The organism is Streptomyces sp. ATexAB-D23, assembly GCF_000373645.1.
Taxonomy (GTDB): domain Bacteria; phylum Actinomycetota; class Actinomycetes; order Streptomycetales; family Streptomycetaceae; genus Streptomyces; species Streptomyces castrisilvae.
Map to the genome: position 1 here is coordinate 121,477 of NZ_KB892013.1, position 20,637 is coordinate 142,113.

A 20,637-nucleotide genomic window follows, 5' to 3' on the forward strand; every position below is an offset into this window, starting at 1 on the left:
CGTCAGCAGCGGCAACCCCCACGCCTCCGTGCCCCGAGGAAGGAAGCCTGTGCTCTCCTTGCGCCGACCACCCCGCCCCGCACCCCACCCCTCCCCCACGACGACGGGCCGGCTCACCCGCTGGACGGCACGTGCCGTGGCGCCCGTCCTGGCCGCGCTGCTGGGCCTGTCGCTCACACCGGCCTCCGCCGCACCCGCGCCCGCACCCGCGTCCCCCGCCACGTCCGCCGCCACCGTCCGGGCCAACGGCACTCCCCTGGGCAGCGGGACCGGCCTCTACCCCCGTGCCATCCGGCTCGAACACAGCGGCGCCGCCAACGGCCGGGTACTCGCGAGCGTCGTGACCTTCGACGGCGGCAACGGCGTCGGCGCCATCCACGAGAGCACCGACGCCGGAGCCACCTTCCAGCGGGTGGGCAGCGTCACCGACCCGGAGTCGGCCGGCGGGCAGGGCCTGTGCTGCTCCACCCTGTTCGAACTGCCCCGGCAGGTGGGCGCCCTGCCGCCCGGCACACTTCTGTGGGCGGCCTCCTCCGGGCAGGACGAGACGGACCGGCGGATGGCCCTGCGCGTCTGGCGGAGCGACGACGTGGGCCGCACCTGGTCCTACCTCTCCACCTGCGCCACGGCGAACGGAACGGGCGGGCTGTGGGAGCCGGAGTTCTCGGTGGCCGCCGACGGGGCGCTCGTCTGCCACTACGCCGACGAGACCGACCCGGCGCACAACCAGAAGCTCGCCGCCGCCCGCAGCTACGACGGAGTCACCTGGCAGGACCGGCGCGACACGGTCGCCAGTGGCTGGGAGCCGGACCGGCCGGGCATGCCCATGGTGCGCCGGCTGCCGAACGGCACGTACGTCATGAGCTACGAGATCTGCAACCCGGGCGGCCAGTACCAGTGCGTCGTGCACTACCGGACCTCCCCGGACGGCTGGGACTGGGGCGATCCCACCTCACTCGGGTTCCGTCCGGAGACCGTGGACGGCAAGTACTTCCGCGCCGCGCCCACCCTCGCCTGGGCCCCCGCACCGGACGGCGGGCCGAACGGCCGGCTCCTGTTGACCGGCCAGCAGCTCCTCAACCGCGACGGCACGCCCGCCGCCGACAGCGGGCGCACGATCCTGGCCAACACCGAGAACGGCACCGGGCCCTGGTACGAGATCGAGGCCCCGGTGCGGGTCGAGGCCCCGACCGCGACCTACTGCCCGAACTACAGCTCCCCGCTCCTGCCGTCGGCGGACGGCCGGACCGTCCTGGAGATCGCGACGGACTGGGACGGCGATGTCTGCCGCCCGTACGTGGCCACGGGACCGGTCACCGGCAGCGGTGACGCGGCCGGTGTCGTGGACGCGGCGCGCTACCGGCTGGTGAACGCCAACAGCGGCCACTGCCTGGACGTGGCGGCCGACTCGCGGGACGCGGGCGGCAACGTACAGCAGTGGACCTGCAACGGCCTCGGTCCGCAGGAGTGGACACTGCGGGCGCGCGGCGGCGGGGACTTCACGCTCACCGGAGTCAACAGCGGCCACTGCGTGGATGTGGAGAACGGCTCCGCCGCCCCCGGCGCCAACGTCCGGCAGTGGTACTGCAACGCCCAGCCGGCCCAGGACTGGCGGCTGGAGAACGCGGGGCGGGGCTACTACCGCCTGGTGGTGGAGTCCTCGGGGCAGTGCCTGGACGTCTCCGAGGGCTCCCGTACCGCGGGCGCCAACGTACAGCAGTGGACCTGCAACGGCGGGCAGCCGCAGCTCTGGCGGCTCGAACGGGTCTGACGCACCACACGGGTGCCCGCCCCGGCAGGAGCGGGCACCCGTCGGCCTTCCCCCTCAGCCGGCGTCCGGTTCCTCGATCGCGGCGGGCCGCAGCTGGGCCTCCCGGATGCGGGCGACGTCCAGCTTGGTGCCCCGGTCGAAGCGGTAGACGCCGTTCTGCTCCTGGAAGACGTCGGTGAGCTGGGTGTAGCAGTAGCCGAACATGTCCGGATCCTGGAGCAGCGCACCGGTCAGACCGGCGAAGCGCTCATGGAACTCGTCCTCGGTGCGCACCCGGTCGCCGTACCCCCAGGAGAGCGTGCGGTCGCTGCCGGACTGCTCGGCGGCGGCCTCCGGGTCCCACCAGATCCCGCCGAACTCGCTGACGAAGTAGGGCTGTCCCCGGTACGGCTGGGAGTAGGCGGCGCCGTTCTCGTGGGCGTTGACGAAGGGCTCCCCGCCGGCGAGTCCGGAGACCAGCTGCCGGAAGGCCGCCGGGTCCTGCTCGTAGGAGTGGGAGTCGTAGATGTCGGTCTCCAGGACCCGGTGGGAGTAGCCGGAGGCGTCGATCACCGGCCGGGAGGTGTCCATGGCCTTGGTGGCGAGGAACATCGCCCGGGTCACATCGTCGAGCTGGGTGATCCGGTCGTGGAGCTTCTGGTACGTCTCGTTCAGCGGGCACCAGCCGATGATCGAGGGGTGGGAGTAGTCGCGTTCCACGGCTTCGAGCCACTGGGCGACGAAGGAGGCGTCGGGCCGCTGGTTGTCGCCGGAGGACCCTCCGACCTCGCAGCCCCAGTCGCCGAACTCGCCCCAGACCAGGTAGCCGAGACGGTCCGCGTGGTAGAGGAAGCGCTCCTCGAACACCTTCTGGTGGAGCCGGGCCCCGTTGAAGCCGGCCTCCATGGCCAGTTCGATGTCACGGACCAGGGCCTCGTCGGTGGGGGCGGTCATCAGGCCGTCCCGGTACCAGCCCTGGTCGAGGACGAGGCGCTGGAAGCGCGGGCGGCCGTTGAGGAGCACCGCCCTGCCCCGGATACCGACGGCACGCAGGCCCGCGTAGCTCTCGACGGTGTCGGCCACCTGGCCGTCCGCGTCGAGGAGTTCGAGCCGCAGCCCGTACAGGAACGGGTCCTCGGGGCTCCACTCGCGGCGCCGGTCCTGCGGGAGGGACAGGTGCAGGCGGGGCGCGAGGTCGAGGTCGGCGCGGCCCACGGCGCGGCAGACCTCGCCCGCGTCGTCGCTGAGGACGGCGCGCACGCGCTGGCCCGCCCGGCCGGCGGACAGGGGCAGTTCGAGGGAGAAGGCGCCGCCGGCCAGGTCGGGGGTGATGCGGGGGCGGCGCAGATGGGTCTCGGGGACCGGCTCGGCCCAGACGGTCTGCCAGATGCCGGTCGTACGGGTGTAGTTGCAGTCGTGGTTGGCGTACTGGACGGCCTGTTTGCCGCGGGCCTGCGGTCCGGCCTTCGGATCGCGGGCCCGTACGGTGATCTCCACCTCGCGGCCGGCCGGGGCGAGGTCGCCGAGGTCGGCGGTGAAGGGGGTGAACCCGCCCCGGTGGCGTACGACTTCGGTGCCGTCCACCCAGACGGTGGTGTCGTGGTCGACGGCGCCGAAGTGCAGCAGCACCCGGCGGCCGGCCCACTCGGCGGGCGGGGTGAACCGGCGCCGGTACCAGACGGCTTCCAGGAAGTCGGTGTCGCCGACGCCGGACAGTTCGGACTCCGGGGCGAAGGGTACGAGGATCTCGCCGGTCAGGTCGCGGCCGAGCAGACCCCGTTCGAGGCCGCTGTCCCCCTGGTCGGTCTCGAACTGCCAGGTCCCGTTGAGGTTGAGCCAGTCGCGGCGCACGAACTGCGGCCGCGGGTACTCCGGACGGGGGACGGAGGGGGTGTGCACAGGTACTCCAGTGGATCGTGGTGGCGGCCGGCCGGGAGGCCGGCGCCGGGGCAGGGACGAGTCGGTGGGGTCAGCCGCCGCCGAGGCCGGTGGTGGCCACGGAGTTGACGATGCGCCGCTGGAAGAGGAGGAACATCACGATCAGCGGGAGCGCGGCCAGCAGGGCGGACGCCATGGACTGGGCGTACTGGATGCCGTAGGCGTCCTTGACGGTGGCGAGGCCGACCGGGAGCGTCATGAGGTCCGGGTCGTTGGTGACGACGAAGGGCCACATGAAGTTGTTCCACGCCCCGATGAAGACGAAGATCGCGACGGCGGCGACGATCGGGCGGGACAGCGGGAGCACGATCGAGCGGAAGACCCGCAGTTCGGAGGCGCCGTCGATACGGGCGGCGTCCTCCAGTTCGCGGGGTATCCCGTCGAAGAAGCGCTTCAGGATGAAGACCATCATCGGGGCCACCACCTGCGGCAGGATGACCGCCGCGTAGGTGTCGACCAGGTGGAACACCGTCATCTGCTCGAAGAGCGGCACGATCAGCAGCTGCGGCGGGACCATGATCGCGGCGACGGTGACGGCGAGGAGGGCGCGGCGCCCGCGGAAGGTGCCGCGCGAGAACCCGTACGCGGCGAGCGTCGAGACGGCCGTGGTCAGCACGGTGACCAGGACGGCTATGAGCACGCTGTTGAAGGCCCAGGTGGGGACGTTCCCGCGGTCCAGGATCTGCCGGTAGGCGGAGAACGTGAAGGCGCCCTTGAACGGCGAAAGGCCCGACTTCATCACGTCCTGCTCGCTCTGCAGCGAGGTGGCGACCGCCCACAGGAAGGGCAGCAGCCAGGCGACGGCGAGGACGCTCAGCGCGGTCCCGGCGAGGACCCGGGGCAGTCGTCCGTGGCCGAGCAGCAGGGGCGATCCGGACTCCTCGCGGCGTGGCCGGCGCGGCCGGCGCGCGGGGGTGGAGATGGCGGACACGGTCAGCCCTCCTGGCGGAAGAGGCGGAGTTGCACGACGGAGACGACGATGACGATGGCGAAGAAGATGTAGCTGACCGCCGAGGCGTAGCCCAGCCGGTATCCGGTGAACCCGACGTCGTAGACGTACTCCAGGATCGGGCGGGTGGAGCCGTTGGGGCCGCCCTTGGTGAGGATGTAGATCTGGTCGAACACCTTGAGCGAGGCGAGCACTTGGAGCATGGCGACCAGGACGGTGGTGTGGCGCAGCTGCGGCAGGGTGACGGACCACAGCCGCCGCCAGGCGCCCGCGCCGTCGAGCGCGGCGGCCTCGTCGTAGGTGGCGGGCAGGGATTGCAGGGCCGCGAGGTAGAGCAGGAAGTTGAAGCCGACCGTCCACCAGACGGTGAGGGCGGCGACGGACCACATCGCCACCGATTCGTCGGAGAGCCAGCCGACGGGCTCCATGCCCAGCGAGGTCAGCAGCTGGTTGCCGAGGCCGATGTCGGGCTGGTAGAGCCACGTCCAGATGAGCGTGACCACCGTGACCGGCAGCAGGTACGGGGCGAAGTAGGCCAGCCGCCAGACCCATTGGCCGGCGAGTCCGCTGTGCACCAGCAGCGCCATGGCCAGGGCGACCAGGACGAGGGGTACGCAGGAGATGACGGTGAAGAAGACGGTGTTGCCGAGGCTGCTCCAGACGTCCGGGTCGCCGAACGCCTCGGTGTAGTTGGCGAAGCCGATGAACTCGGTGTCGCGCAGGCTGAGGGAGGCGTCGGTGAGGCTCATCCAGAGGCCCTGGACGACGGGCCAGACCAGGAAGAGCGCGAAGAGGACCAGGAAGGGCAGGACGAACAGCCCGCCGCCCCGGGTCAGGGAGCGGCGGCGCCGGGGCGCGGCCGGTGCGGTGGAGGGGGGCTGCTGCGGGGGCGCCGCGGTTCCGGCGGGCGCGGTGGTGGACACGATGCGGCTCCTTCGGCTGTCGTCAGGCGACCGGATTGGGCCGGCGCAGCAGGGTGTCCGCCTCACGGACCATCTGCCGTACCGCCTTCTCGGCGGAGATGTTGCCCAGCAGCGCCGACTGGAGCGGCTGGCACATGCGGTTCTGGAAGTTGCCGCCGGCTCCGGCGAACCAGTTCGGCGGGTCGAGCACGGCGATCTCGCCCGCGGCCGCGTAGGACGACTGGGGGTCGAGCTTCGCGTACTCGGGGCCGGCCTGGACCGGCAGGTAGGCCGGGATGTGGCCCGCGCTCGCCCAGGTCAGGCTCTGTTTGACGATCTCGGCGATGTAGCGGTGGGCCTCGCGGCGCCGGGCGGGGTCGGGGTGGTCCTGGTGCGGCAGCACGAAGCTGTGCGAGTCGGCGTAGACGGCCGGCCGCTCGAAGACCTGCGGGAAGGGGGCCGCGCCCAGGTGCTCGATACCGGACTTCCGGAACGTCGGCAGCTCCCACTCCCCTGCCATGATCATGCCGCCGCGGCCGTCCATGAAGGCGGCCATCGCCCCGTTGTAGTCGAGGTTGTTGGGGTTGGTTCGGCCGTCGAAGAGCTGCTTCATGAAGGTCACGGCCTTCACGGCGGCATCGATGTCGATCTTCGGCGGGCCGCCGTCGGGCAGGGTGAAGGAGGCGCCGGTCTGTGCGTACAGGGCGGCGAACTGGCGCCAGCTCTGGGCGGTGTCGGTGACGTGTCCGAACAGGACACCGGACTTGCCGGTGACCTCGGCGAGCTTCTTCCCGGCGTCCAGGAACGCTTCGGGCGAGCCCATCGGCGCCAGGTGGCCCGACGGGTCGAGCAGGCCGGCCTCGTCGGCGGCGTCCTTGTCGTAGAAAACGATGAAGGGGTGCACGTCCAGCGGGATCGCGTAGACCGTGTCCCGGTGCCGGGCGCGCTTCCACACGGCGGGGGCGAAGTCCTTCTCGCCCACGCCGAATTCGGCGAGGAGGTCCAGGTCGAGCGGGTCGAGCAGACCGCCGGGGGCGTATCCGGCCAGCCGTGACAGATGCAGCACTGCGACGTCCGAGGCCCGGCCGCCGGCCGCCGACATGGCGAGTTTCGTGTAGTACGACGGGCCCCAGTCCAGGATCGTCCGGTCCACGTCGAATCCTTCGGCACCCCGCGAGACGGCCGCGATCATCTCGTCCATCAGCATGCCGTCGCCGCCCTGGAAGAGGTCCCAGACCTTCAGCGCGGAGGCCTCGCCCGCGCGGGCCGGCGAGGCGCAGCCGGTCAGCGGGCCCGCCGCAAGCAGAGCGGCGGCTCCGGCCGTCCCGTAACGCAGCAGCCCGCGGCGGCCGATGCCGGGCGGCCGGTCGGGGTCCAAGGCGCCGGGCAGCCCGCGGGCGGGAGGTGCAGAGTTCATCACTGACCTTTCGACGGCCGGACGACGTGCCCGGCCGACGGCAGGCGCCATCGGCACGGCAGCCGTCGGCCGCCCGTGCACATCGGGGTGATCCGCGCCGGTCTCCCGGTGCGGTGACCCTGTTTTTACATCGATGTACATTGGCTGTAAAGAGCTGGGTCATCTCCTGTGCGGATGGGTTACCCGTCCGTCGCTCCCCAGTGGCCCCCGGTCCGCCGGAGGGCACCACATAGACTCGGCGCGGACCGGATGCGGGAGGGTTGCGGGTGGCACGACCGAGGATCAAGGACGTCGCACGACATGCGGGGGTGTCGGAGAAGACGGTCTCCAATGTGCTCAACGACTACGTGCACGTGTCCGACCGGACGCGGCGGGTGGTGCAGGAGGCCATCGACCACCTCGGCTACCGGATCAACCTCGCCGGCCGTCATCTGCGCAGCGGACGCACCGGAATCATCGCCCTGGTGGTGCCGGAACTCGACGTCCCGTACTTCGCCGAGCTGGCCCGCCATGTCGTCCGGGAGGCCGAAAAGCGCTCCCTGACCGTGCTGATCCACCAGTCCGGCGGCGACCGGGAACGGGAGCGGGCGGCGCTGGCCGGCTTCGGCTCGGACTTCGTGGACGGCGTCATCCTCAGCCCGCTCGCCCTCGCGCCGGAGGACCTGCGCGCCCACACCGGGCCTCCGCCGACCGTCCTGCTCGGCGAGCTGCTCAACGAGGGCGCGGACCATGTGGCGATCGACAACGAACGCGCGGCCCGCGAGGCCACCGAGCACCTGCTCGCCCTGGGCCGCCGGCACATCCTCACCGTCGGTGGCCGGGACGACGGCCACGTCGGCACCGCCCAGGCCCGCACCCGCGGCTTCCGCCTCGCACTGGCCGGGGCGGGCGTCGCGTACGACCCGGCGTCCCTGCTGCCGGTGGCGGCGTTCCACATGAGCGACGGGGCCGAGGCGGTGCGCCGGGTGCTGGCCGAAGGGGTCCGGCCGGACGCCCTGCTCTGCCTCAACGACCAGCTGGCGCTCGGCGCGTTGCGCGCGCTGCACGGTTACGGGGCGCGGGTGCCCGAGGACGTCGCGGTGATCGGCTTCGACGATGTGGAGGGCGGCCGCTTCAGCGTGCCGTCCCTGAGCACGGTCGCCCCGGACAAGGAGGCGGTGGCCCGGGTCGCGGTGGACCTGCTCCTGCGCCGCGTCGACGAGGCAACCCGCCCGGACGACGCCGTCCCGCCCTCCGCGGTGTGCCCGCAGGACCGTGTCGTGGCGCACCGGCTGGTGCTGCGGGAGAGCACGGAGGGGGAGACGGGGGGTGGCGGCAGGTGGTGAGCGCCGGGGGCGGGCCAGGGTCTGTCCGGCGGATCTTCGTGGATCAGCCCGTGGCGTCTGACGACAGTTCTGGGGGAGGCTGCCCGGTCGTTGTCCGCGCCGGCGGCCGTCCGGCGCGGCGGGTGAGATGACGCTCAGCCGTTCTGCGGGAAGCCGAGGTCGAGGCCGCCGTGACTGGGGTCGGCCCAGCGGGAGGTGACGACCTTCCCGCGGGTGAAGAAGTGCACCCCCTCGCTGCCGTGCGCGTGGGTGTCCCCGAACAGGCTGTTCTTCCAGCCGCCGAAGGAGAAGTACGAGACGGGCACGGGGATCGGGACGTTGATGCCGACCATGCCCACCTCGGCCTCGTTCTGGAACCGCCGGGCCGCTCCGCCGTCGTTGGTGTAGATCGCCGTGCCGTTGCCGTACGGGTTGGCGTTGATGAGCGCCAGGCCCTCGTCGTAGGACCGCACGCGCACCACGCTGAGCACGGGGCCGAAGATCTCGTCGGTGTAGACCGGCATCCCGGCACCGACGTGGTCGAAGAGGGTCGGGGCCAGGAAGAAGCCGTCCCCTTCGGCGTCGAACGCGCCGTCGCGGCCGTCCACGAGGAGGGCCGCGCCGGCCTTGACGCCGGCGTCGAGGTAGGAGGCGACCTTGTCCCGGTGCTCCCGGGTGACCAGGGGGCCCATGTCGCAGCCGCGGGTGCCGTCGCCGGTGCGCAGCCGGCGCATCCGTTCGACGATCCTGGCCACGAGTGCGTCGGCGACCGGCTCCACGGCGACGAGCACGGAGATCGCCATGCACCGCTCTCCGGCCGAACCGAATCCCGCGTTGACGGCGGCGTCCGCGGCGAGATCGAGGTCGGCGTCGGGCAGCACCAGCATGTGGTTCTTCGCGCCGCCCAGGGCCTGTACGCGCTTGCCGTGGGCGGTCGCCGTCTCGTAGACGTACTTCGCGATGGGCGTCGAGCCAACGAACGAGACGGCCTTGACGTCGTCGTGGTGGAGCAGCGCGTCCACGGCCTCCTTGTCGCCGTTGACGACCTGGAGCACGCCGTCGGGCAGGCCGGCCTCCGTCCACAGGGCGGCCAGGGCCAGGGCGGCGCTGGGGTCCTTCTCGCTGGGCTTGAGCACCACCGCGTTGCCGCAGGCCAGCGCGATGGGGACGAACCACATCGGCACCATGGCCGGGAAGTTGAACGGCGAGATGACCGCGACGACGCCGAGGCTCTGCCGCACGGAGTGGACGTCCAGCCGTGTCGAGGCGTTCTCTGAGTAGTCCCCCTTGAGCAGGTGCGGAATGCCGCAGGCGAACTCGGCGACCTCAAGGCCCCGGGTGACCTCGCCGAGGGCGTCGGACAGCACCTTTCCGTGCTCGGCGGTGATCAGCGAGGCGATCTCCTCCTTGCGTGCGTTGAGCAGTTCACGGAAGGTGAAGAGCACCCGCACCCGCTTGGCGAGGGACTGCGCGCGCCAGTCCCGCCAGGCCGCCTCCGCCGAGGCGACGGCGGAGGCGACGAGTTCGGCCGAGGCGAGGTCCACCGTCGCGGTCCGCTCCCCGGTGGCGGGGTTGTGGACCGGGCTGGTGCGGCCGGCCGGCCCGTCCCAGGGACGGCCGTCGATGAAATGGGTGATGCGTGTCGGCACGCTCACGGCGGGCTCCTTCTGCGAGGTGGTCAAGGCTGCTTCCTGCGGTGCGGGGCGGGTGTGCCGTCCTGGTCCTGTCCGGCCGGGGCGAGCAACGGCCGCTGGGCCTCTTTGTGTCCGGCGTAGGAGGTGTGGGCGGCCCGCGTGGTGTCGAGCCGGGAGACCTCGCTGACCGGGACGTCCCACCAGCTGTCGCTCTCGGGGGCGGAGATGTGCGGATCGGTCTCGACATGGATGACGAAGGGGCCGCCGTCGGCCGGCCATGCCTTGGCCTGCGCGATGGCGGTCTCCAGGTCGCCTCGGGAGCGCACCTCGACGACGTGGGCGCCGAGACTGCGGGCGTTGGCGGCGAGGTCGGTCGGCAGGTTCGGGCCGTCCAGGCGTCCGCCGGCGGAGCGGTAGCGGTAACGGGTGCCGAACCGCTGGGAGCCGAGCGTTTGCGACAGCGAGCCGATCGAGTGGAAACCATTGTTCTGGACGACTACGACGACGACCTTGATCCGCTCCTGGACGGCCGTGGCCAGTTCGGTCGGCATCATGAGGTAGCCGCCGTCCCCGACCAGGGCGAAGACGTCCCTGGTGTCGTCGGCGAGCCGGATGCCGAGCGAGGCGGGGATCTCGTAGCCCATGCAGGAGTAGCCGTACTCGACGTGGTAGGCCCTGCGGTCGCGGACGCGCCACAGCTTGTGCAGGTCGCCGGGGATGGAACCGGCCGCGCACAGGACGACGTCGCGGGGGTCGCTGAGTTCGTTGACCCGGCCGAGCACGGTCGCCTGGGTGAGGACTCCGTCGGCGAGCCGGCCGGTCACCTCCGGGGGTGGGTTGTAGGCGGCCTCGACCCGCTCGTTCCAGCTGTGCCACAGCTCGCTCTGCCGCTCCTCGTAGGCGGCGTCGACGCGGTGGCCGTGCAGCGCGGCGGTGAGTGCGGTGAGCGCCTCACGGGCGTCGGCCACGACCGGGAGACCGGCGTGTTTGCCCGCGTCGAAGCCGGCGATGTTGATGTTGACGAAGCGGACTCCCGCGTCCTGGAAGGCGGTCCGCGACGCGGTGGTGAAGTCGGTCCAGCGCGTGCCGACGCCGATGACGACGTCGGCGTCCCGGGCGAGGGCGTTCGCCGCGGTCGTACCGGTGGAGCCGATGCCTCCCATCTGCCGCGGGTGCCCGTGGGGCAGCGAGCCCTTGCCGCCCTGCGTCTCGGCGACCGGGATGCCGGACGCCTCGGCGAACGCGGTCAGCGCCGCCTCCGCGCCGGAGTGGTGCACGCCTCCCCCGGCGACGATCAGCGGGCGCCGGGCCCGGCGTACGAGACCGGCGGCGGCCTGGACTCGGGCGGGTTCGGCCGGCGGTCTGGCGATGTGCCAGGTGCGGGCGTGGAACAGCTCGGCGGGCCAGTCGTACGCCTCGGCCTGGACGTCCTGCGGCAGGGCGATGGTCACCGCGCCGGTATCCGCGGGATCGGTGAGCACCCGCATGGCCCCCAGGAGTGCCGAGGGGAGCTGTTCGGGGCGGACGACCCGGTCGAAGAACCGCGACAGCGGCCGGAAGGCGTCGTTGACTGTGATGTCCGCGGCGCAGGGGTGTTCGAGTTCCTGGAGTACGGGTGCGCTGGGGCGGGTGGCGAAGGTGTCGGAGGGCAGCAGCAGCACCGGGAGCCGGTTGATGGTGGCCAGTGCCGCGCCGGTGAGCATGTTCGTGGAGCCGGGGCCGACCGACGCGGTGCAGGCCCAGGTCCGCAGGCGGTCCTCCTGGCGGGCGTAGGCGACGGCGGTGTGGACCATGGCCTGCTCGTTGCGGGCCAGGATGTAGGGGAGGTCGGGGTGGCCGTCCGCTTCGTGTTCGTGCTCCAGGAGCGCCTGGCCGATGCCCGCGACGTTGCCGTGGCCGAAGATGCCGAGGACGCCCGCGAAGAGCCGCCTGCGCTGCCCGTCGCGCTCGGACCACTGGGCGGCGAGGAACCTGACGGTCGCCTGCGACACCGTGAGCCGGACGGTCGCGGACTGTGCGGTGTTCATGCGGCGCCTCCTGGGGTGCGGGACGTGGGCCGGGCGTCGAAGGGCAGGTGCGGCCAGGTCTCGCGGACCCAGGCGTGGGCGGGGTCGTCGCTGATGAGCCAGGCACGCCCGGGGCCGGGGCCGGCCATGACGTTCAGGTAGTACAGATGGGCGTCGGGTGCGGCCATCGCCGGTCCGTGCCAGCCGTGGGGCACCAGGACGACGTCGCCGGTGCGTACTTCGGCCAGTACGTCGATGGGCCGGCCCGTGTCCGAGGTGTAGACGCGCTGGTAGCCGACGGGATCGGTGCAGCGGGGATCGGTGGGCCGGGTCTCGAAGTAGTAGATCTCCTCCAGTTCGCTCTCCTCGCCCGGCCGTGCGGTGTCGTGCTTGTGAGGCGGCCACGAACCCCAGTTGCCGGCCGGTGTGATGACCTCGCACGCGATGATCGCGTCGGCGGCGAGCACCTCGGGGGTGCCGAAGTTGCGTACCTGCCGGGAGGCCGAGCCGGACCCGCGCCGTTCGACCGGGACCTCGGCCGCAGCCAGGTGCCGGAAGGCGTGGCCGCCGGGCGAGCCCGGCCCGGTGCCTCCCGTCACCCGGGCTCCCGCCACCGCGATACGGGCCGGCCCCGACGAGGCCCGCAGGGTGATCCGGGACCGTGCGGGCACGTAGGCGGTATCGGTGGGTCCGGCGAACACGTCGGGCCGGCCGGTGAGTTCCGCCCGGTGCGGGCGTGCGTCGGCCGTCACCGCGGTGACGTGCGCGCCGCCCGACAGCGGGACGACGAGGTGCTCCCAGTCCTCCGCGTCCAGCACCCGGCTCTCACCGGCGGCCAGGGTCGTCACACGGAGGCTGGTGTGCTGCCAGTCCTGGCCGGTGGCGACGACTGCGGTCTGCCATCCGTCGGCCGCCGCCGTGCCCAGGGGGCGTACCCACCGCGTGTTGTCGCTCATGCGGTGCTCCCGTGGACGATGCCGGCCGCGATGTCGACGGCGCCGGCGACATCGCCGTCCGGCGGGTAGAGCAGGGCGCGCCCGACGACCAGTCCCCGCGCCGCCGGGAGCGACATCGCGGTCGCCCAGGACGCGTAGGTGTCGTGCGGGTCGCCCTGCGGATCACCGCCGAGCAGCAGGGTGGGCAGGGTCGTCGCGTCCAGGACGCGCTCCAGTTCGTCGACGACCGGCAGCTTCAGCCAGGTGAAGGCGCTGCTCGCGCCGAGTCCGCTCGCGATGTGGATCGACCTCATGACGCTGTCGGGGTCGAGGAGGTTGCGGGCGCGGCCTTCCTCGCGGACGGTGAGGAAGGGCTCGATCATGGCCATGAGGCTGTGCTCGGCGAGGCTCGTGACGGCCTCGGCGGTCGCCTGGAGGGTCGCCACGGTGCCGGCGTCCTCCAGGCAGATCCGGGTGAGTGTCTTGCCGCCCTCCAGCCCCTGCGCGGCGATCGCCTCGGTGGTGTAGGCGGTGAAGCGGTCGTCGAACTCGAAGGCCGCGCCCTGGAGACCGCCCCGGTTCATCGATCCGATGGCGACCCGGTCCTCCAGGGCGCCCATCAGCAGCAGGTCGTCGAGCAGGTCGGGGGTGCCGAGCACGCCGTCCACTCCGGGGCGCGACAGCGCGGTCGCCAGGCGGTCGAGCAGCGCGCTGCGGCTCGCCATGGCCGATTCGTCGCCGCGCGCGCCCAGGGCTCCGCGGGCGGGGTGGTCGGCCGCGACGATGAGCAGGCGCCCGTCCTCGCCGGTCAGCGGGCGGCGGGAGCGCTTCTGCCAGGAGCGTTCGATGCGGCCTGGTTCGCGGACCCGGATCTCGGTCAGGTGTGCGGCGTCCATCACGCGGTCCCTTCGGCATGGGCCAGCGACCGGGACTCAAGTACGGCCTGTACCTCGGCCGTGGTCGGCATGGCGGTGGAACAGGCCAGGCGGGAGGCGACGATGGCGCCCGCGATGTTGGCGAATTCGGTGACGCGGCGCAGGTCCCAGCCGCTGAGCAGGCCGTGGACGAGCGCGCCTCCGAAGGCGTCGCCCGCGCCGAGGCCGTTGACGACCTCGACGGGGAACGGCGCGACCCGCACCCGTTCGTCCGGGGTGGCGGCCAGGACACCGGCCGGGCCCATCTTGACGACGGCGAGTTCGAGGCCGCGTGCGAGCAGGGCGTCGGCCGCCCGGTCCGGGTCCGTCTCGCCGACGGCGATCTCGCACTCCTCCCGGTTTCCGATGGCGACGGTGACGTGGTCGAGGGCGCGGCCGGCCTGGCGGCGGGCTTCATCGGCCCCGGTCCAGAACATCGGCCGGTAGTCGAGGTCGAGGACCGTGCGGGTGCGCCGGCCGCGGGCCTGCCAGGCCGCGAAGTGGGCGGCCCGGCTGGGCTCGGCGGACAGGCCGGTGACGGTGGCCCAGAAGACCGCCGCCTCCCGGATGTCCTCCAGCGGCAGGGTGGCGGGGTCGATCATGAGGTCGGGCGCGGCGGCGTACCGGTAGAAGTAGAGCGGGAAGTCGTCGGGCGGGAAGACCTCGCAGAAGGTGACCGGGGTGGGCGGTCCGTCCGGCGTCGTGAGGGGTGTGATGTAGGTGGCGTCCACGCCGAGGCGGGCGGCCTCCTGCTGGACGTAGCGGCCGAAGGGGTCACGGCCGACCCGGGTGATCAGGGCGGCGTCGCGGCCGTGGCGGGCCGCGGCGACGGCGACATTCGTGGCGCTCCCGCCGAGGAACTTCTCGAACGTGCGCACGTGTTCGAGGCCGACGCCGTGGTCGAGCGGGTAGATGTCGACGCCGGTCCTTCCGACGGCGACGAGCTCGTGGGCCATGGATCAGCCCTCCACGGCGTCTGCGGCGGGTCCGTTGCCGGGGGCGAGGGAGCGCAGGTGTGCGACCGAGGCGAGGACGTCGTCCAGGGGGTCGGCGCCGCCGTCCTCGCCCGGTGCGGCCCGCAGGATGGTGTCCTGCTCAAGCACGTACCACCCGGCGTACCCGTCCGCTTCCAGCAGCCGGACGATTGCGGCGATGTCCACGTCGCCGGCGCCCAGGGGTACGTACATGCCCTCGGCGACGGCCCGGGTGTACGTCGTGCGGCCGGCCCGGACACGGTCGGCGAGGTCGAGGCGTACGTCCTTGAGGTGGACGTGGGCGATGCGGCCGGGCAGGCTGGCGGCGAGGCCGAGGGGGTCGCCGCCGCCGATGAGCAGGTGGCCGGTGTCCAGGCAGAGTCCGATGCCCGATCCGTCGAGCACCCGCTGTGTCTCCTCGCCCGATTCGATCATCGTCCCGACGTGGGGGTGCAGGGTCGCCAGGACGCCGGCTCCGGCCGCGGCGGCGGAGATCCGGTCGAGGTTGGCCAGGAGGACGGACCACCCCGCCGCGTCGAGCGCCGGCCGGTCGTCGTAGCCGTCGGCCCCGGTCGCCGCCGCGACGACGACCGTACGGGCGTCGGCTGCCAGGAGGCCGGTCAGGGCCGCCTCGATCTCGGGGAGCGGGTCGTGGTCCGGGTCGTGGAGGACGACCGGCACGAACTGGCCGACGGCGCGCAGGCCGTGCGAGGCGAGTGTCGCGGCCTTGGCGGCCGGGGCGTCGGGCAGGAATCCCTCCGGTCCGAACTCGGTGGCCGTGAGTCCGGCCTCGCGCATCTGCCGCAGGACCAGGTCCGGGGCGAGCTGGTGTCCCCAGCCCGGGACCTCGCAGACGCCCCAGGAGATGGGTGCTCCCGCGATGCGCTGGGTAAGGGGTGCGGTCACGGCCTGCCTCCCCGGGCGACGTGTACGGCGTGGGCCAAGCTCATCGGCATGCCGTGCCTCTTCTCTGTCTGTCGTCGGTGTGCCGGTGCGGGTGCCCGGCTCTCGTGATCGAGCCTGCCCTCTCACATAGCGACCTGTCAACCTATTGTCCTGACATACTGACTGATGAGTTGTCGCGTACGACGAGGACGCGGCGCCCCTCAGTCGACCTCGTCCTGCAACAGCGTCACCTCGGTGATCCCCTCGCGGTCGGAGAGCCGGGGCACCAGCTCGTCCTGCACCCCGTTGCCGGACAACTCCAGCAGGACGCCCACCTGGACGGGGACCGCGTCCGTCGGCGGACAGCCCGCCGTACGCAGCCCGGCCACGTGGAATCCCGCCCCCGTACACTCCCGCACGATGTCGCGCAGCAGTCCGCGCCCGTCCAGGTAACTGACGCGCAGCAGCACCGACTCCGTGGGCGAGCGGGGCAACTGCCGTGCGAGCGCCGGGAAGGCGAACGCCACCAGGAGGTAGGCCCCGGTCACGGCGGCGGCAAGCACCAGCAGCCCCGCGCCGGCCGCCGCGCCGATGGACGCCGCCAGCCAGACGCTGGCCGCCGTCGTCAGACCGCGCACCGCGTCCCTGCGCACGAAGATCAGTCCGCCGCCGATGAATCCGATGCCGGACACGATCTGTGCGGCGACCCGCGAGGGGTCCAGGCCCACGCCGGGCAGTCCCAGCATGTCGGCGAAGCCGTACTTCGACACCAGCATGAACAGCGCGGACCCGAGGCCGACCAGCACATGGGTGCGCAGGCCCGCCGATTTCTGCCGGTACTCGCGCTCCATCCCGATGACGGCGCACAGCGCGAACGCCACCGCCAGGTGGACGAGTGAGGTCCCGTCGTGGTTCACCGCGCCACCGCCCCGGCCGCCGACCGGACGGCCGCCAGCCGGGCCAGTACGGCGTCGTGGACCAGGCCGTTGCTCGCCACCATCGTGTCGTCGCCGGGCTGCCAGCCGCGGCCCTCCCAGGTGGTGGCCACTCCTCCCGCCTCGCGTACCAGGAGCGCCCCGGCCGCCCAGTCCCACGGCCCGTCACCGCGTTCCCAGTAGGCGTCGAGCAGCCCGGACGACACGTAGCTCATGTCCAGGCCCGCGACGCCGAACCGGCGGATGTCGCGCACCCGCAGCACGAGGTCGGCGAACTCGGCCAGGTTGTTGTCGGCGTTGACCATGCGGTCGCCGGGGAAGCCGGTGGAGAGCACCGCGCGTTCCAGCAGCCGCTCCCCTCCGACGCGCAGCCTGCGCCGCCCGCACCACGCCCCGTACCCGGCCGACGCCAGGTACATCCGCCGGTTCGCCACGTCGGCGACGACCGCCGTCTCCAGCCTCCGGCCGTCCCAGAACGCCAGGTTGCAGGCGACCATGGGGATACCGCGGAAGTAGTTGGTGGTGCCGTCGACCGGGTCGACGAACCAGGTCGGGCGGTCGCGGTCGAAGGGCACCAGTCCGTCGCCCTCCTCCCCCACGATCGCCTCCCCGGGAAAGTGGGCGGCGAGCCGGTCGCGGATCAGGCGCTCCACCCGCCGGTCGGTGCTCGTCTGGATGTCCGCCACCGACGCCTTCAGGCGGACCCGCAGCGGCCGGGCGGACGTTCTGATCACCGTGGCCGCCTCGCGGGCGATGCGGATCGCGGCCGACAGCCTCTCGTCGCGTCTCATGTCTCCTCCTTCGGGTTCGGCGCGCGTGCGGGGCCGCCGGGGGCCAGCCGCAGCCCCGGCCGGGCCGGCACCACGGGTCCGGCGAACCGCTCCGCCGCCGCGGCCAGTGACCGGCCGGCGTCCTCCCACGGACGCAGATGGGTCACCACCAGCAGACCGGCGCCGGCCGCCGCGGCCAGCTCTCCGGTCTGCCGGGCGGTGAGATGGTGCGGAGGCGGTCCGGTGTCGTCGCCGTCCCAGCCGTGCGGAGGCGGTCCGGTGTCGTCGCCGTCCCAGCCGTGCGGTGGTGCGCCGGGCTCGTCGCCGGGTCCCAGCGCCGCCTCGGCCAGCAGCAGCCCGCTGCCACGGGCCAGGTCCACGAGCCCGCGGCACGGCCCCGAGTCGCCGGTGTACGTCAGCGACCTTCCGCCGGCCTCGACCCGCACGGCGTACGTCTCCACCGAGTGGCGGACCGGCGCCAGGCGGAGCCGGAACGGCCCGCACTCCAGCTCGCCGGGGCGGGCGTCCTCGAAGGCCAGCGGAGACGAACGGCCCACCCTCGTCCGGGTCCCGGCCGGTGCGATCACCCGGGTCGGCACGGCGCGGGCGGTCACCTTGTCCTGGGCGTACGCCAGCGCCGCCAGGTCCGCCGAGTGGTCGCCGTGCCGATGGCTGACGACGACGGTGTCGATCAGCTCCGGCCGGGCGTACGTCAGCAGATTGCCGAACGCGCCCGTGCCGAGGTCGAGCAGCAGCCGGTGCCCGCGGTGCTCGACCAGGTAGCCCGAGCACGGATTGCCCGGTCCCGGCACCGAACCCGAGGAACCGAGGACGGTGACGATCACCGCCCGCCGCCTTGGATGATGTGCTCGACGAGGTCGGCCACCGCGCCGAGCCCGCACGGGCCCACCACGATGTCCGCGGCGGCGCGGACCTCCTTGTGCCCGTCGCCGACCGCCGCGCCCAGGCCGGCCGCCCGCACCATGGCGGTGTCGTTGGGGTTGTCACCGATGGCCGCGACGCGGTCCATGGGCATGCCCGCCCGCTCGGCGAGCCGGCGTACCGCCACCTCCTTGCCGGCGTTGCCCGGCAGGATCTCCAGATAGGTGTCCTCCGACTGCAGGAGCCGGGCCGCCGGGCAGTGCCGGGCGGCCAGCCGCTCCAGCGGGCCGAGGCCGGGCCGGTCGGCGATCAGCATCACCTTCGTCGGCGCCTGCCGTACGGGGTCCTCGCGCAGTTCGATCCGGTCGCGTCCGGCGTACGCGGCCAGTGAGGGGGCCGCCCGCAGGACGTGGGCGTCCCCGCCGGCGAAGGCCACCGCGCCCACGCCTTCGGGCAGTTCGGGGAGCAGGCTCTCGCACAGGGCGTGCCATGAGGTGCCCAGGTCCAGGTCGAGCAGCCGGGTCCCGGACACCGGATCGACGACCCGGGCGCCGTTGTAGACGATCAGCGGTGTGCTCAGGCCGAGTTCCCGGTGGTAGCGGCCCGCGGACACCTCGTTGCGGCCGGTGGCGACGACCACGGTGCCGCCCAGGTCCTGGTAGCGCCGGAGGGCTTCGGCGCTGCGGGGCACGATCCGCAGGTCGCGGTCGACCAGGGTGCCGTCGAGGTCGGTGACGATCCACGCGTGGCGCAGGTGCGCGGCGGTCGGTGTCATGAGGTGCTCCTCGCGGCCGGGCGGGTGAGATACCAGTCCACGAACTCCCTTGCGGCGAGCGCTTCGAGGCTCGCCCCGTGCGCGAGGTAACCGGGCTGGTCCCAGCCGCCCTCCCCGGCGAACGACCGGTAGACACCGCCGGAGCGCTGCACCAGCACCCGGGCGGCGCAGATGTCCCAGGCGTTGACGGATGTGCCCAGAGCCGCGTCGCACCAGCCGGCCGCGACGTGGGCCAGGGTCAGCGCGGCGCTTCCGGTGCGGCGTACGGTGCCGTAGCGGGCGACGAGTTCACCGAACCTGGGCAGCGTCTGCGGGTCGTTCCACGCCAGTTCCCGGGTGGTGGGGAAACCGGTGATGAGCAGGCCGCGGGACTCCTCGCGCACTCCGTCGGGGCGCAGCGGCTCGCCGCCGAGGTAGGCGCCGGTGGCGTCGGCGGTGAAGACGTGTCCGGCCACCGGGTCGACGATCGCGCCCGCCACCGGTTCGCCGTCGACCGTGACGCCGATGGAGGTGCAGAAGAAGGCCAGACCGCGCGCGAAGTTGGCGGTCCCGTCGATGGGGTCGACGTACCAGGCGATGCGGCCGGTGCCGTCCCGGCGGCCGCCTTCCTCGCCGACGACCGTGCTGTCCGGCACGCGCTTGAGCAGCAGCGCGCGGATCCGCTCCTCGGCGCGCCTGTCGTGCACGGTGACGGGGTCGTGCTCGTCGCGTTTGAAGTCGACCTCCATGGCGCCGCGGAAGGCCGCGACCAGGTCGGGGGCGACGGCCAGTGCCGCCTCGGTGGCCACCTCGCGCAACCGCACCGAGAGTTCGTCCGTTCCGTTCATGCCGCGGTCTCCTGTCCGGCGGTGTGCCCCGTGTCGTGGCGGGTCAGTGCGGCCCGCAGCAGGCCGAGCAGTTCCCCGCCGTCGGCGACCTCGGCGTCCGGCTGCGGACGGGCCTTCGGGTCGCGGCGGCCGGCCGGGCGCATCAGGATCGTCGCGCCGGCCCCGGCGCGCATCCCGCACACCACGTCACGGTCGTAGTTGTCGCCGACGTACCAGCAGTCGGCGGGGTCGACCGACAGGGCGCGGGCGGCCAGGTGGATCATCTCCGGGTCGGGTTTGCGCCGCCCGATCTCGTCGGAGTAGACCTGCACGTCGAGCAGGGGGTGGGTGCCGAAGCGGCGGGCGAGGTCGCGGTTTAGCGAGCCTACGAGGGTGTTGGAGACGATGCCCGTGCGCACGCCGTGTCCACGGGCGAGCCGCAGCGTCTCCAGCATGCCCGGGGCCACGGTCTTGTCGCTCTCGGCGAGGATCAGCTCCCGGCACAGCCAGGTCGCCTCCGCGCCGACCAGGGCGCGCGCGGCGGGTGGCCAGTCGGCGGCTATGAAGTCCTCCCACAGCTCGCGGTGGCCGATCTCGCGGGGCGCGGGAGTGCGGACGTGCCCGTTCTTCCAGGTGCGGTAGGCGGCCTTGCCTGCCTCGATGTCGGACAGCACGCAGTCGCGGTCGAGGCCGGCCGAGGGGCCGGTCAGCGCGTGTACGCGGGCGGCGAAGTCGGCCATCCGCTCGGGGTGCTTGACGGACCGCATCAGCACACCGCCGTGGTCCAGCAGTAGCGCCCGCGGGGGGCGGAGCGTCGTCACGGGGTCTCCCATCGGGTGGTTCGGTGATCAGGAAGGATGC

The 20,637-nt window shown here is 72.8% G+C and carries 18 protein-coding genes; 2 read left to right on the forward strand and 16 right to left on the reverse strand.

Annotated elements, in window-relative coordinates; all coding sequences use genetic code 11:
• Nucleotides 1–49 precede the first annotated feature (49 nt).
• Entirely contained in the window at nt 50–1,771 is a 1,722-nt protein-coding gene (locus tag B082_RS0113665) for an RICIN domain-containing protein (RefSeq protein ID WP_026249765.1), read from the forward strand.
• A gap of 54 nt (nt 1,772–1,825) precedes the next feature.
• Here the strand turns inward: B082_RS0113665 and B082_RS0113670 are convergent, their stop codons facing one another.
• The 4 genes from B082_RS0113670 to B082_RS0113685 all read right to left on the reverse strand — a co-directional run bounded on the left by B082_RS0113670 (nt 1,826) and on the right by B082_RS0113685 (nt 6,956).
• Nucleotides 1,826–3,649 carry a glycoside hydrolase family 2 protein gene (locus B082_RS0113670; RefSeq protein WP_018552364.1) on the reverse strand — a complete coding sequence of 608 codons (1,824 nt, stop codon included), beginning with the start codon at nt 3,647–3,649 and terminating at the stop codon, nt 1,826–1,828.
• Nucleotides 3,650–3,719: 70 nt separating this feature from the next.
• Entirely contained in the window at nt 3,720–4,619 is a 900-nt protein-coding gene (locus tag B082_RS0113675) for a carbohydrate ABC transporter permease (protein WP_018552365.1), read from the reverse strand.
• 2 nt (nt 4,620–4,621) lie between these two features.
• A complete protein-coding gene (locus B082_RS0113680; RefSeq protein ID WP_018552366.1) occupies nt 4,622–5,560 on the reverse strand; it encodes a carbohydrate ABC transporter permease in 939 nt (312 codons plus the stop codon).
• Between the two features lie 22 nt (nt 5,561–5,582).
• Nucleotides 5,583–6,956, reverse strand: coding sequence for an extracellular solute-binding protein (locus B082_RS0113685; RefSeq protein ID WP_026249766.1), 1,374 nt, complete (start codon nt 6,954–6,956; stop codon nt 5,583–5,585).
• A 266-nt stretch (nt 6,957–7,222) separates the two neighbouring features.
• On the opposite strand from B082_RS0113685, the gene B082_RS0113690 reads away from it, so the two are divergent.
• Nucleotides 7,223–8,281: a LacI family DNA-binding transcriptional regulator gene (locus B082_RS0113690; protein ID WP_026249767.1), complete on the forward strand. Its 1,059-nt coding sequence runs from the start codon at nt 7,223–7,225 to the stop codon at nt 8,279–8,281.
• Nucleotides 8,282–8,415: 134 nt separating this feature from the next.
• Here the strand turns inward: B082_RS0113690 and B082_RS0113695 are convergent, their stop codons facing one another.
• From B082_RS0113695 to B082_RS36095, 12 genes are all read right to left on the reverse strand, one after another.
• Nucleotides 8,416–9,909 (reverse strand): CoA-acylating methylmalonate-semialdehyde dehydrogenase, encoded by a 1,494-nt coding sequence (locus B082_RS0113695; RefSeq protein ID WP_051094622.1) that lies wholly within the window; start codon nt 9,907–9,909, stop codon nt 8,416–8,418.
• Nucleotides 9,910–9,938: 29 nt separating this feature from the next.
• Nucleotides 9,939–11,921, reverse strand: a complete 1,983-nt coding sequence (iolD, locus tag B082_RS0113700) for a 3D-(3,5/4)-trihydroxycyclohexane-1,2-dione acylhydrolase (decyclizing) (RefSeq protein ID WP_018552370.1) — start codon at nt 11,919–11,921, stop codon at nt 9,939–9,941.
• On the reverse strand, nt 11,918–12,856 hold the full coding sequence (gene iolB / locus B082_RS0113705) for a 5-deoxy-glucuronate isomerase (RefSeq protein ID WP_018552371.1): 939 nt from the start codon (nt 12,854–12,856) through the stop codon (nt 11,918–11,920). The genes iolD and iolB overlap by 4 nt, the downstream gene beginning before the upstream one ends.
• A complete protein-coding gene (locus B082_RS0113710; RefSeq protein ID WP_018552372.1) occupies nt 12,853–13,731 on the reverse strand; it encodes a Cgl0159 family (beta/alpha)8-fold protein in 879 nt (292 codons plus the stop codon). Before B082_RS0113710 ends, iolB begins: the two co-directional genes overlap by 4 nt.
• On the reverse strand, nt 13,731–14,705 hold the full coding sequence (iolC, locus tag B082_RS39470) for a 5-dehydro-2-deoxygluconokinase (RefSeq protein WP_018552373.1): 975 nt from the start codon (nt 14,703–14,705) through the stop codon (nt 13,731–13,733). The genes B082_RS0113710 and iolC overlap by 1 nt, the downstream gene beginning before the upstream one ends.
• 3 nt (nt 14,706–14,708) lie before the next feature.
• Nucleotides 14,709–15,629 carry a TIM barrel protein gene (locus B082_RS39475; protein ID WP_018552374.1) on the reverse strand — a complete coding sequence of 307 codons (921 nt, stop codon included), beginning with the start codon at nt 15,627–15,629 and terminating at the stop codon, nt 14,709–14,711.
• 200 nt (nt 15,630–15,829) lie between these two features.
• A complete protein-coding gene (locus tag B082_RS40240; protein WP_018552375.1) occupies nt 15,830–16,525 on the reverse strand; it encodes an MgtC/SapB family protein in 696 nt (231 codons plus the stop codon).
• Nucleotides 16,522–17,334 carry an inositol monophosphatase family protein gene (locus tag B082_RS0113730; RefSeq protein ID WP_018552376.1) on the reverse strand — a complete coding sequence of 271 codons (813 nt, stop codon included), beginning with the start codon at nt 17,332–17,334 and terminating at the stop codon, nt 16,522–16,524. The genes B082_RS40240 and B082_RS0113730 overlap by 4 nt, the downstream gene beginning before the upstream one ends.
• A complete protein-coding gene (locus B082_RS36090; protein ID WP_018552377.1) occupies nt 17,331–18,158 on the reverse strand; it encodes an MBL fold metallo-hydrolase in 828 nt (275 codons plus the stop codon). The genes B082_RS0113730 and B082_RS36090 overlap by 4 nt, the downstream gene beginning before the upstream one ends.
• On the reverse strand, nt 18,155–18,970 hold the full coding sequence (locus B082_RS0113740; protein ID WP_018552378.1) for an HAD hydrolase family protein: 816 nt from the start codon (nt 18,968–18,970) through the stop codon (nt 18,155–18,157). The genes B082_RS36090 and B082_RS0113740 overlap by 4 nt, the downstream gene beginning before the upstream one ends.
• Complete coding sequence (locus B082_RS0113745; protein ID WP_018552379.1) at nt 18,967–19,797, reverse strand: inositol monophosphatase family protein; 831 nt, start codon at nt 19,795–19,797, stop codon at nt 18,967–18,969. The genes B082_RS0113740 and B082_RS0113745 overlap by 4 nt, the downstream gene beginning before the upstream one ends.
• Nucleotides 19,794–20,597: an HAD family hydrolase gene (locus B082_RS36095; protein WP_158688870.1), complete on the reverse strand. Its 804-nt coding sequence runs from the start codon at nt 20,595–20,597 to the stop codon at nt 19,794–19,796. Before B082_RS36095 ends, B082_RS0113745 begins: the two co-directional genes overlap by 4 nt.
• Nucleotides 20,598–20,637 lie beyond the last annotated feature (40 nt).

Bases quoted from the DNA above. Each gene is read 5' to 3' on its own strand.
- B082_RS0113685 (WP_026249766.1), bottom strand. From the start codon at position 6,956: ATGAACTCTGCACCTCCCGCCCGCGGGCTGCCCGGCGCCTTGGACCCC.
- iolD (WP_018552370.1), bottom strand. From the start codon at position 11,921: ATGAACACCGCACAGTCCGCGACCGTCCGGCTCACGGTGTCGCAGGCG.
- iolB (WP_018552371.1), bottom strand. From the start codon at position 12,856: ATGAGCGACAACACGCGGTGGGTACGCCCCCTGGGCACGGCGGCGGCC.
- B082_RS0113710 (WP_018552372.1), bottom strand. From the start codon at position 13,731: ATGGACGCCGCACACCTGACCGAGATCCGGGTCCGCGAACCAGGCCGC.
- iolC (WP_018552373.1), bottom strand. From the start codon at position 14,705: ATGGCCCACGAGCTCGTCGCCGTCGGAAGGACCGGCGTCGACATCTAC.
- B082_RS0113730 (WP_018552376.1), bottom strand. From the start codon at position 17,334: ATGAGACGCGACGAGAGGCTGTCGGCCGCGATCCGCATCGCCCGCGAG.
- B082_RS0113740 (WP_018552378.1), bottom strand. From the start codon at position 18,970: ATGACACCGACCGCCGCGCACCTGCGCCACGCGTGGATCGTCACCGAC.
- B082_RS0113745 (WP_018552379.1), bottom strand. From the start codon at position 19,797: ATGAACGGAACGGACGAACTCTCGGTGCGGTTGCGCGAGGTGGCCACC.